This window comes from Vibrio sp. 779(2023), from assembly GCF_033344285.1.
GTDB lineage: Bacteria > Pseudomonadota > Gammaproteobacteria > Enterobacterales > Vibrionaceae > Vibrio > Vibrio alginolyticus.
In genome coordinates, this window is sequence record NZ_JAWPOM010000004.1 from 73,479 (window position 1) to 85,872 (window position 12,394).

Annotated in this window: 11 protein-coding genes; 6 read left to right on the top strand and 5 right to left on the bottom strand. The window is 45.2% G+C overall.

Annotation, left to right across the window (positions count from 1 at the left end):
* Positions 1-312: 312 nt before the first annotated feature.
* The 3 genes from R8O70_RS07475 (at position 313) to R8O70_RS07485 (ending at position 3,557) form a co-directional block, all read left to right on the top strand.
* Positions 313-915, top strand: coding sequence for a YitT family protein (locus tag R8O70_RS07475; protein ID WP_017635671.1), 603 nt, complete (start codon positions 313-315; stop codon positions 913-915).
* A 90-nt stretch (positions 916-1,005) separates the two neighbouring features.
* Entirely contained in the window at positions 1,006-2,526 is a 1,521-nt protein-coding gene (locus tag R8O70_RS07480; protein WP_213970755.1) for a winged helix-turn-helix domain-containing protein, read from the top strand.
* Positions 2,527-2,657: 131 nt separating this feature from the next.
* Positions 2,658-3,557: a hypothetical protein gene (locus R8O70_RS07485; protein ID WP_132937043.1), complete on the top strand. Its 900-nt coding sequence runs from the start codon at positions 2,658-2,660 to the stop codon at positions 3,555-3,557.
* Between the two features lie 99 nt (positions 3,558-3,656).
* Here the strand turns inward: R8O70_RS07485 and treC are convergent, their stop codons facing one another.
* The 4 genes from treC to gmhB form a co-directional block, all read right to left on the bottom strand.
* On the bottom strand, positions 3,657-5,342 hold the full coding sequence (gene treC, locus R8O70_RS07490; RefSeq protein ID WP_213899802.1) for an alpha,alpha-phosphotrehalase: 1,686 nt from the start codon (positions 5,340-5,342) through the stop codon (positions 3,657-3,659).
* Positions 5,343-5,429: 87 nt separating this feature from the next.
* A complete protein-coding gene (treB, locus tag R8O70_RS07495) occupies positions 5,430-6,854 on the bottom strand; it encodes a PTS trehalose transporter subunit IIBC (protein WP_130545261.1) in 1,425 nt (474 codons plus the stop codon).
* Positions 6,855-7,030: 176 nt separating this feature from the next.
* Positions 7,031-7,978, bottom strand: coding sequence for a trehalose operon repressor TreR (gene treR, locus R8O70_RS07500; protein WP_318184111.1), 948 nt, complete (start codon positions 7,976-7,978; stop codon positions 7,031-7,033).
* Positions 7,979-8,052: 74 nt separating this feature from the next.
* Positions 8,053-8,604: a D-glycero-beta-D-manno-heptose 1,7-bisphosphate 7-phosphatase gene (gene gmhB, locus R8O70_RS07505; RefSeq protein ID WP_054729997.1), complete on the bottom strand. Its 552-nt coding sequence runs from the start codon at positions 8,602-8,604 to the stop codon at positions 8,053-8,055.
* A gap of 341 nt (positions 8,605-8,945) precedes the next feature.
* On the opposite strand from gmhB, the gene metN reads away from it, so the two are divergent.
* The 3 genes from metN to R8O70_RS07520 are packed head-to-tail and all read left to right on the top strand — an operon-like array spanning position 8,946 to position 11,489.
* On the top strand, positions 8,946-9,980 hold the full coding sequence (gene metN / locus R8O70_RS07510; protein WP_318184112.1) for a methionine ABC transporter ATP-binding protein MetN: 1,035 nt from the start codon (positions 8,946-8,948) through the stop codon (positions 9,978-9,980).
* Positions 9,970-10,647, top strand: coding sequence for a methionine ABC transporter permease (locus tag R8O70_RS07515; RefSeq protein WP_005383604.1), 678 nt, complete (start codon positions 9,970-9,972; stop codon positions 10,645-10,647). The genes metN and R8O70_RS07515 overlap by 11 nt, the downstream gene beginning before the upstream one ends.
* 32 nt (positions 10,648-10,679) lie before the next feature.
* Complete coding sequence (locus tag R8O70_RS07520; RefSeq protein ID WP_005381966.1) at positions 10,680-11,489, top strand: MetQ/NlpA family lipoprotein; 810 nt, start codon at positions 10,680-10,682, stop codon at positions 11,487-11,489.
* Between the two features lie 126 nt (positions 11,490-11,615).
* Here the strand turns inward: R8O70_RS07520 and R8O70_RS07525 are convergent, their stop codons facing one another.
* Entirely contained in the window at positions 11,616-12,392 is a 777-nt protein-coding gene (locus R8O70_RS07525) for a Zn-ribbon-containing protein (RefSeq protein WP_005383605.1), read from the bottom strand.
* Positions 12,393-12,394 lie beyond the last annotated feature (2 nt).

Sequence of the window (12,394 nt, forward strand, 5' to 3'; positions counted from 1 at the left end):
CAAAAAAACTGTTGAATGACCCGACGCAAACGTTTTCGTCACCCTAATGGCGCGCATTCTACATAATTTGATTTAGGTCATAAAGAGAAATTTACAATTTTTCTCATGCAGTTTTTTCATGATGACAAGCAATGTTTACCATGCCAACATTGCAATCGCATAACGACAATCTATTGCCTGTCAAATTTGTGCTTTACACCCTGTAAAACAGCAATTACATAGGTTTACCGTAAATTTTACCCTCTAGCTACCGAAAAGATCATCTTTTTACTACTATGCACGCCTTATTTATCACTAATGACTGCAACATTGATGGAAAAACACTCATTAAAAGAAGACTGGATAGCGATTCTCACGGGTACCTTTTTAGTAGCTCAAGGCGTTTTCTTTCTCCAATCCGCTAACCTTCTAACGGGAGGCACGACTGGATTGGCTCTGCTTATTAGCCAATTTACACCTTTTACCTTTGGTGTGCTGTACTTTTTAGCAAACAGTCCTTTTTACTTACTAGCATGGAAACGCTTCGGCCGTCATTTCGCCATTAATAGTGCCATTTCTGGCGCGTTGGTTTCTATCTTTGCCGATCATCTTTATTTGCTAATCTCGCTCGAATCGGTAAATGAAGTTTATTGCGCCGTCGCAGGCGGGCTTTTAATGGGGCTCGGTATGCTGATCCTATTCCGACATCGCTCCAGCTTGGGTGGCTTTAACGTGCTGTGTTTGTTTATCCAAGACAAATTTGGCATTTCAGTTGGCAAAAGCCAAATGGCAATCGATGCATGTATCCTGTTTGCTTCATTCTTCTTTGTCACACCAGAAGTGATTGGCCTTTCAATTTTGGGGGCGTTTGCACTCAATCTCGTGTTAGCGATGAACCACAAACCGCACCGCTATTCCGTGACCTACGGTTCATAAATTTTTGATAATGATTGAAGCGCGATTTATAAGATTTCGCGCTCCAATCGCTATATAATACTTCGCGATTTCCAAATAGATCGGTACGGTATGCGCGACTTTCTGCAACAAGCTAAACAGACTCACAGTTGTATTGCGATTGGAGAGCTGATCTATAACCCGAAGACACAGACCCTTCATCAAGATGCTATCGCGATTGATCTTGAACCTCGCACCATTGAATTATTAGAACTGCTGCTAACAAGCGTGGGACATCCGCTCTCTGCCGATACCATTATCGAAACCATTTGGCAGAGCAAGTTCATCTCTAAGAATGTGCTCACGAACCGCATTAGCACCTTACGTGCCCTGCTACAGCAGTACTTACCCGAATACGATGCCGCTAAGCTTTTAGTCACTTACCCCCGCAAAGGCTACTTTCTTAACCCTGCCAATATTCGTTTGGTGCCACCAGCGAAAAGCCATCGACGCGTTATCCCAACTCAGGTTGCGAGGAATAAGAACTTCAAGCTGATTTTTGCTTATAGCTTGTGTGCCATACTTGCAGTTTGTAGCGTGACGCTCGCAAGCTTGTTATGGCAACGCCAAGAAATCTCAACACAACAAACACGTCATCAACTACTGATTCCCAAAGTCGAGCTACTACTCAACCGTGTCGATTCAATCGGCTCTCAGGCGCGAAAATACCGCATACTGGTCAAAGCCATCTTGCTGCAACAACAGGTCGAATATCCATACACCGACATCGCCAACCAAGATGCTCCCAGTTACTTTCTTGATCCTATCGGTCATGCGCCATATTTCCCTGGCGCACGAAACATGCAGACCAGCGACTACGAGCTCAATATCGAGTTAAAAGACGGCACAAAACAGGGCATCTTGAAAGCGCAGATGAACCTTATTTATCCTGCGACGGGCAAGCTAGCGTTTCGCAATGAGTACACACTGCGTTTATCTGACTTACAATCGGATATTTTCCAAATGCACTCGGATGTCGCGCAATACTTCAATCTGCCTGCACCTTCGGCAAGTACGTGGCAGCTTTCGGATATTCACAAAAAAATGTTATTCGAGAATGCCTTTTCTAGCCAACCTCTCCGACAATCTGATGAGTTTGCGGCTATAACAACGGCAAGACATCTCGCCTTATACGAGCACGAACATCAAAAGCTGGAAGCGTATTTAACTCAAGTACAATCGTCGTTTGATGTTTTGCCAGATGAGCTGAGCCTCTGGTTAGGTCTATTGCATTTCAAATTAGGTAACTTAGACAGGGCAAAAGCTCTGTTAACGACACCAGATGGCGACTCACGCATCCAAAACGCACTGATTTATACCTTTGTGTCTCACATTGCTTACAAGCAGAACAAACTTGAACAGTTCCGTCTCAACTACATGGAATCACTGGTGGCGCTGCTGCGCGTTTTACCTTCCGAAACCTTGTTTGAGCGTCTTTCTCAATCTGAATCCAAAGAGACTTGCCTCCAACCGTGGAAAACGTTGCATGTTAGTGTGACCGATCAAGAAATCATAAGCCGATGGAAAGCGCTCATTAACGAGTATTGCACTAATGTAGCCAACGAAATAAATCCAAATAAAACAAAGACCTAAATATAAAATTAAGCTTTCATTAACCCCTGTTATCTTTTGTTTTTTGCCCTTTTTCTCTCGCTGAACTTAGCATGCTCGCATTCAAGCAACGGCCCAACATGAAGCGGCCTTATCAATCAGGAATGTAAACCATGCTAAACAAAATGACGCTTATCGCAGCAGCAACTCTGGCTCTTTACGGCTGTGGCGGAGGTTCGTCTTCTGGCAGTGCGAATCCAAACAAAGTGCCTCAAGAAAGTTTCGACGTCTCGATTCACAACTCCATTTTCGCTCCTGTACCAAACACACAATTGAGCTATTCGTTTAGCTTGGATGGCCAACCAGAGGGCGACATGAAACTGAGCTTCCAAGCGATGGATAGCGAGCAAATATTGGCAGCATTGGCACAAATCCCAAACAGCGAGGCAATGGTCCAGTTGGTTAATGACTTGATGAACTACGGCGCCGAACAGTTCTACTATTCAGACGAGCAGTACAACGACGACGAAGAGAGCAATACGCTTTACTTTGCAGGATCAGATGGTGCACTCCATGAAATCACTGACGCTTATTTCATTGGTCATCAGTTTATTGCCATGCTTATGCACAGCGGTCCGATTTTCCGCCTAAACGGTGACGACGTAAAAGAGAAAAGCCCGAATATTGACATCGGTGAAGAAACTATGTCTCTGCAAACCACTCTTACAGGCTACTCAGTTCACAACCTACTAGACCGTTTTGAAGAGCATGAGTGGGTACAAAACCTTCCTATGACAGCATCTTGCCAAGTGGTTTGGCAACAGCAAATCCGAGAAACTGGCGTGCGTAAAGCGTTCTCGATCTCAGGCAAGAAAATTGAAGCGGCATACCTGATGGAAGAGAACATCTACAACCTAAACTGTGATGATATGGACTCAATGGAGTTCGCCACTTCGGCAGAACGTTGGTTTAATCCGAGCTTAGGTCTGATAGAACAAATTGAACTGCTGAAAGTACAACAAGTACAAATCAACGAAGAGAAAGTGCAGCTAACAGCGATTGAAACAAAATAAGCTTGCATTTTTTATAGATATCTCAATAAAAGAAGGCTTTGGGGAGCACACCAAAGCCTTCATCTCGAACATCAATCTTAGGGGTGATGACACCCGAGTTTATTCTTCTATCAATAAAATACGAGTTTCGTAAGGTCGTAACACTTGATGGTTTGACGCGACTGCGCTCGCTGAGTTTTGATAGTTAGATAGCAAGTTTTTCGCTTTACTCATATCAAAACGTTCTGGCAGAACGCATTCCACCTCTTCAGCATAGTAGTTATTGATACACAGCAGCGTTTGCTTATCGTTCTGACGAGCGTAAGCGAAAATACGTTTGTGCTCTGGCAGTAAATCTTCATAACGGCCATCGGTGATGACTGGAACCTGTTTACGCAGTTCAATCAGACGCTTGTAAAAGTAGAACACCGAGTTCAAATCGGCAACCGCAGCTTCAGCATTGATTTCAGAGTAATTCTGCGCCACTTCAAGCCACGGCGTTCCCTCAGTAAAGCCCGCGTGTTTTGCACTGTTCCATTGCATTGGTGTACGTGAATTATCACGCGACTTCTGTGCCAAGATCGCCATCATATCGTCATGAGATACACCATCACGGTTGACCATAATGTCGTACATGTTAGTACTTTCAACATCACGATATTGGCTGATTTCGGTATAACCCGGGTTGGTCATGCCGATCTCTTCCCCCTGGTAAACATAAGGTGTGCCTTGCATCATGTGCACTGATGCCGCAAGCATCTTGGCAGATTCAACACGGTATTGCTCTTCGTTACCTAATCGGCTGACAACGCGTGGCTGGTCGTGGTTACACCAGAACAACGCCCCCCACCCTTTGCCATTTAAGCCGGTTTGCCAATGATTGAAGATCTGTTTTAACTGAATGAAATCAAACGGCGCTTTGGTCCATTTTTCACCATTTGGATAATCGACTTTCAGATGATGGAAGTTGAACACCATGGATAGCTCTTTGCCGTCTAGCGAAGAATATTGCTGGCAGTGCTCTAGCGTGGTGGAAGACATTTCACCCACCGTCACGCTGCCGTATTTTTGAAACACAGATTCGCTAATCTCTTGAAGGTATTCGTGCACACGTGGACCATCCGTGTAGAAACGACGACCATCACCAATATCGTCACTTGGAAAATCTTGCTGCTTGGAAATCAGGTTGATAACGTCGAGACGGAAACCATCCACTCCTTTTTCTGCCCAGAAGCTGATGACTTCTTTCACTTCTTCACGCACTACTGGGTTTTCCCAGTTTAAGTCCGCTTGCTCTTTAGCAAAAAGGTGCAAATAGTACTGGCCTGTTTTTTCATCCAGCGCCCAAGCGTTGCCACCAAACTTTGATTGCCAGTTGTTTGGTTCAGCACCATCTACCGGATCTTTCCAGATGTAGTAATCACGGTATGGGCTGTTTTTATCACCCAGTGCGGATTGGAACCACTTGTGTTCTGTCGACGTGTGGTTCACTACAATGTCCATGATGATACGAATGCCCAACTGATGCGCTTCTGCTAGCAAAGTATCGAAATCTTCCATAGTGCCGAACTGTGGATTGATCGAGTAGTAATCGGAGATGTCATAACCGTTGTCGATCATTGGCGATTGGTAAACCGGCGTCAGCCAAATCGCATCCACACCAAGATGCTTAAGATAATCCAGCTTAGAAATGATCCCTTTGATGTCGCCCGTGCCTTTACTGCCACTGTCACAAAAGCTTTTTGGGTAAATTTGATAGATGGTTGCGGTTTTCCACCAGCTCTCATCATGCTTGGTCATAGCCATTTCTAACACTCACTTACCAGTAATCGGAAACTTAAAATTTGAAAAGAAAAATAGGAGGAGGCAGCCAAGTCACTGCCTCAAATAGAATTACGCGTTTGCAGGCTCAAGCTCACCTTTGGCTTGTGCACGCTTATAAAGAATTAACGTTAATGCAGCAGGTACTAGCATTGCGACTAACATAGCCAAAGCAAAAATGCCCCAGAACTGCGGTTGGATAGACAAGATGCCCGGCAAACCGCCCACACCGATACCGTTCGCCATTACGCCCGCACTACCACAAATAGCAGCAGCACACGCACTACCGATCATCGCGCTCAGCATTGGGAACTTGTATTTCAAGTTGATGCCGTACATCGCCGGCTCGGTCACACCAAGGTAAGCAGAGATAGCCGCAGGTACTGAGATATCACGCTCGCCATGTTTTTTACTGATGATAATGATGCCGACGACCGCAGACGCTTGAGCAATATTTGAAAGCGCAATCAGAGGCCAAATTGGCGTGCCGCCTAGCTCTTGCATCAGTTGAAGGTCTACCGCGTTGGTAGTGTGGTGAATACCAGTAATGACCAATGGCGCGTATAGGAAGCCGAAGATGGTTGAGCCAATCATAGCGAAGTCACCCGTCATGGCTGCTTTTGCTGCGAAAGCAACGCCGTCACCCAACATACGACCGAATGGACCAATGATAGAGTGCGCAAGAATCACAGACACGATGATAGAGACAAACGGCACAACCACTAGGTAAAGGTAAGACGGAATGATGCGTTTTAAGTTGGTTTCAATAAACGCCAGTGCCATACCAGCGAGCATTGCCGGAATCACTTGCGCTTGGTAGCCCACTTTCTCGATGGCAAATAAGCCAAAGTCCCATACTTCAGGCACTTGCTTACCAATTAGGTAGGCGTTCATTAACTGTGGCGAAACCAGCGTGACACCAAGCGTGATACCCAAAACCGGAGTACCGCCGAGTTTTTTCACTGTCGACCAACACACGCCAACTGGTAGGAAGAAGAAGATTGCTTCACCAATTAGCCATAGGAAAGAGTGTACCGTTGCCCAAAACTGGCTGATTTCCGTTAGCGTTTGACCATCAAACATCTTGATGTCGCCAATCACGTTACGGAAGCCAAGAATCAGACCACCGGTAATGATCGCAGGTAGCAGTGGTACAAAGATTTCTGCAAGGTGGGAAATACCACGCTCAACGATATTCATGTTTTGACGAGCAGCGTTCTTCGCTTCGTCTTTGCTGGCTTCACTTTTACCCGTCAGTCCGATCAGTACCTTGTAAACTTCATCCACTTCAGTACCGATAACCACTTGGAACTGGCCTGCGTTGGTAAAACAGCCCTTCACCATCGGTAATGCTTCTAACTGTTTCGTATCTGCTTTGTCCGTATCATTTAGAACAAAACGCAAGCGAGTTAAACAGTGACTTACACTGGCAATATTGTCCGGCCCCCCGACCAGCTCAATAAGACGCTCCACGTCTTTACGCGCAATCTTACTCATAACTTTGTCCACCCTGTATTGGATACATTCGATTCATCATTTTGTTTTTATAAATGGGAACATTCCCATTTCTTAATTTTAATATTGCCATCCGAAGGCAAAAAACAAAATGGGAACAGTCCCATTAATTGAGAGTGATCACAGTATAATTTTAGAGCAGATCGTTTTAGTGTGGGTCAATAAACGATAGGCTGTTGAGTAAAGTGAACCACTTCCTCATCGCCATTTAATTGATTGATCAGCATGTTAGCGGACTTCTCACCTGCAAGGCTATAACCTGGGTCGACACTAAATACTTTAGGGAAAAGGAAAGAGAGCAATTCATTACCACCAACACCTGTCACAACCACATCTTCACGGCCTAACTCTTGAAGACGCTTAATCACGCCCAACGCGATAGTGTCACTGGCGCACACGATGGCCTGAGTGTCAGATTGAAGGACTTTGTCTACCAACTGATAAGCACTTTCATGGCTCAACTTACCCGTTTGGAAACAAGGTGTAATTTGCTTGCGTTGACACCAAGCTTTATAAGCATTTAAACGAGCTAAGCCAGTGGTTTTGTCTTCAGGATCAACACCAATATAAGCAATGTGAGATAAAGATTGCTGCTCAAGATGAGACAAAGCCATGTCTATCACACCTTGGTTGTCGTAGTTGATCGAAGAAACCATTTGCGTGTCCATCGCGATCACAACGATACGATTACCCCACTCTGCCAATGCTCGCTCATCACATCCAGTAAAGCCAAACACGATCACCCCATCGACGTTGCGACGTTTAAGCACATCCAAATGCTCATTGGTTTTATCGCGATCGAATTGGCTCTCCATGATCACCGCATCATAACCAGCGGAATACAAAGCATTGAGCATGGTACCAACGGCGCGATTTTCTGATGGTGAGTCTAAACGGGAGATGATAACCCCAATGACTTTTTGGCTGCCACCACGCATCGACTGCGCCGACTTTGATGGGACGTAGCCTGATTCACGAATGATTTGCTCTACCTTCTCACGCGTTTGCGGTTTTACCTTGGGATCGTTAGTAAGCACACGGCTTACTGTTGATTTGCCCACGCCTGCCAATTTTGCGATATCAAGAATGGTGAGTTTTTTGCTCATAAGTGTTCAGATTAAAAGAAGGAATCAAACAAAAGGGAAGCAGTGGCTTCCCTTATCTCAGTCAGTAATGAAGATTACTTGTTTAAGTACGCAGGCACATCTGCAATGCTATCTAATACTACCGTTGCAATGGCTTCGCCCTGTTCCGTTACTGGCTTACCAGTGCGAACCAAAATCTTAGTGCCAACGCCTGCCGCTTCTGCTGCCATCATGTCTTCAGCTTTATCGCCGATCATCACAGATTTCTCCATGTCGATCTTCAAGAAGTCACGCGCAGAAATGAACATGCCTGGTTTTGGCTTACGGCACTCACAATCTTGCTTGTACTCGCCAATGCCATGTTCTGGATGATGTGGACAGTAATAGATACCATCGAACTCAACACCTTTATCAGCAAAGTTCCAATCCATCCATTGAGTCAGAGACAAGAAACGGTCTTCACTGAATTTACCGCGTGCGATGCCCGATTGATTCGTCACTAACACTAGAAGGTAGCCTTTATCTTTTAGCGCTTTCGTCGCTTCAAATACACCATCAATGTACTCAAAATCATGTTCGTCATGAACGTAGCCGTGGTCAACGTTTATCACGCCATCACGATCGATAAAAACAGCAGGTTTTGCCAAAACGTATTTCTCTATTAACTCGGTTTAATCAGATTATTACATACCTTATAAACTTCAACACTATCTAATTCATTCTTGGCCTCGACAAAACGGTTGATTTGTTGGGCAAGAATCGGTAAATCTGAGGGTGCCCTGCCGTCTACCTCCTGCTTGTTATCTATACATCTTCGTTTCAAAACAGAACATCCATACATTTAGACGTCTAGACGTAAAAATATCTATTGACTTCATTCTGCTTAACCCATAGCATCAACTGAAAATTGAGATAAAGCTCAACATTAAGTTCTGTCAAAGGCCGTTTTTGACAGCGAAGTTCCCCGTATCTTTGGGCAGGTTGAAACATGATAGAAATAAAAAACGTCAATAAAGTGTTCTACCAAGGCAGTAAGGAAATCCTTGCCCTGAAAGACATTAACCTACACATCGACAAAGGCACCATCTTTGGTGTTATCGGTTCATCAGGTGCTGGTAAAAGTACGCTGATCCGCTGTGTCAACATGCTAGAAGCACCGACCTCTGGTTCCATCATCGTTGATGGTGTGGATCTAACCAAACTCAGTAAAAAACAACTAGTCGAAACACGCCGTAACATTGGCATGATCTTCCAGCACTTTAACCTGCTTTCGTCTCGTACTGTGTTTGATAATGTAGCACTGCCACTAGAACTGGCAGGTAAAGACAAATCGCAAATCACAACAAAAGTAACTGAGTTGCTAAAGCTTGTGGGCTTAGCCGACAAACACGAGAGCTACCCATCTAACTTAAGTGGCGGACAAAAACAGCGTGTGGCAATTGCTCGTGCATTGGCATCCGATCCTAGCGTGCTGCTTTGTGATGAGGCCACTAGTGCGCTAGACCCGGCAACAACTCAATCTATCCTTGAGTTATTGAAAAAGATCAACCGCAAACTCAACATCACGATTTTACTTATCACTCACGAAATGGAAGTCGTAAAAAGTATCTGTCACGAAGTAGCAATCATCGGTGGTGGTGAGCTGGTGGAAAAAGGCACCGTTGGCGATATTTTTGCGCACCCTAAGACAGAGCTAGCGCACCAATTCATTCGCTCAACGCTGGATCTTTCCATTCCTGAAGATTACCAAGCTCGTCTGCAAGCAGAGCGTGTTGATGGCAGCTACCCGTTGGTTCGCTTAGAGTTTACTGGCGCAACCGTCGATGCACCGTTAATGTCGCAAATTTCTCGTAAATACAATATTGATGTGAGTATTTTGAGTTCCGACCTTGATTACGCTGGTGGCGTGAAATTCGGCATGATGGTCGCAGAGCTATTTGGTAACGAAGAAGATGACAACGCAGCTCTTGAATACCTGCGTAAGCACAACGTAAAAGTAGAGGTACTTGGTTATGTCCTTTAATACGATTTCTGAATGGCTGAGCTTAAACAGCAAACTACTTTTAGGTGCAACGTGGGAAACGCTTTACATGGTTGCGGTTGCCGGATTAGTCGGCTTTGCTGTGGGTATTCCATTAGGCGTAATCCTCCATATTACTAAGAAAGGCGGCCTACTTGAAAACACCAAACTAAATAGCGGCTTAGGCGCTATCGTTAACATTGGTCGTTCTGTACCATTCCTCGTACTGATGGTTGCGATTATTCCAGTGACAAAAATGCTAGTTGGAACCTTTATCGGTACAACCGCAGCAATCGTCCCACTGACTATTGGCGCCATTCCTTTTGTCGCTCGTCTTATTGAAGGTGCTTTATTAGAAGTACCGACAGGCTTGGTGGAAGCAGCGCAGTCAATGGGGGCGACACCAACACAGATCATCACAAAAGTTCTACTACCTGAAGCAATGCCGACTATTGTTAACTCAGTAACGATTACCTTGGTCACTCTCGTTAGCTACTCAGCTATGGCGGGTACGGTAGGCGGCGGCGGCCTAGGTGACGTAGCCATTCGTTACGGTTTCCACCGCTACGATGTAACTATCATGGCCGTGACTGTCGTGATGTTGATTGTTCTAGTACAGATTATTCAGTCTATCGGCGACGCAGTGGTGCGCCGTGTAGACCACAGATAAGCATCAAAAATACAAATTATAAGGAGATAAAGATGAAATTTAGCCTTAAAGGTCTTTTGACTGTAGCAACGGCCGCCTCTGCTCTTGCTCTAGCGGGTTGCGGCGACAAAGAAGTAGACGTAAACAAAGTAAAAGTTGGCGTTATTGCTGGTGCTGAAGCACAAGTAGCCGAAGTTGCCGCTAAAGTAGCAAAAGAGAAATACAACCTAGACGTTGAGCTAGTAACATTTACCGATTACGTAACACCAAACGCCGCTCTGGATGATGGTTCAGTAGACGCGAATGCGTTCCAGCACAAACCATACCTAGACCAACAAGTGAAAGACCGCGGCTACAAACTGGCTATCGCGGGTAACTCATTCGTTTACCCTATTGCTGGTTACTCAAAGCAAGTAAAATCAATTGATGAAATTCAAGATGGCGCACGCATCGCAGTACCAAACGACCCAACGAACCTAGGTCGCTCACTACTGCTTCTTGAGCAACAAGGTTTGATTACGCTACGTGATGGCGTTGGTCTACTCGCTACAGTACGTGACATCGTAGGCAACCCTAAAAATATCGAAATCATTGAACTAGAAGCCCCACAGCTTCCACGTTCACTGGATGACGTAACGCTATCTATCATCAACACCACTTACGCAAGCTCTATCGACCTATCGCCAGAGCGTGACGGCGTGTTCGTTGAAGATAAAGACTCACCATACGTAAACCTAATTGTCGCTCGCGAAGAAAATGTTAATGCGCAAAACGTACAAAACTTCGTAAAAGCTTACCAAACGGAAGAAGTTTACGAAGCGGCAAAAGAGCTGTTCAAAGGCGGTGTTGTGAAAGGTTGGTAATCCCACTTTTCAAAACATGACCGAAAACAACGTTCTAAACATAAACGTTCTAAACCTAAAAGGGCTGATGTGAAAACATCAGCCCTTTCTATTTGTCTATCCGCCCATTTAAGTAACTTCAATTCGCTACTTAAGGTGGTCCCAAGAGATGTTGGAAACGATTCGGCAGTCATCACACTTAAAATGAAATATGTCATGTAGTGGCTCATCGAGTAGCCACTCGCCATCGCATTTTGGACACTTGCGCGCTTTCTCGCTCTCCAGCGACTGACCTCCGACACGATACTGGTAATAGTACGTAGGGATCTTCGTGATGTATTCGATACGGCCACGTAAGTCCCAACCTCGGCGAAACAGCACACTATCCACATCGCAAATTTCGTGCAGCGCCGCATGTTCCGCTCGGCAGCCCCCTGCCATTTGGATTTCATCACACGCTTGCCACTCAGTCTGCCACTTAATGACGGCTTTATGGTCTCCATTAAGTGTTGGCTCATTACGATACAAAGGAATTGGCAACAGGGTTTCACCACTTCGCAAAGGCGAACACGTATGAACATAAGTCGTGTACAACACTTGCCAGCTAGGTGTCTCTTCTTCGGCTGCTTGTTCTGAATTCAAATCACGCCCCAGCATACGCATTTTCGGTGCAAGCAAAGACGCATCCGACAAACGGTTCATGCACACTTTGACGAAATCTGAGTGATAACGTGGATGCAAGCTGTCTTGTTCTGGGCAAACAACACGAACGAAAAATTCACCTTCTCCCATCACTATCGGAAATTCACGACCTAATACTTGGCCGTTGTAACGCAGAGCATCCATCAAGCCATTAATGGCTTTGTCTACCGCGCTGACGGTGGTGTTATCAAAACACTCAAACTGCAACTCAACAACATACATAC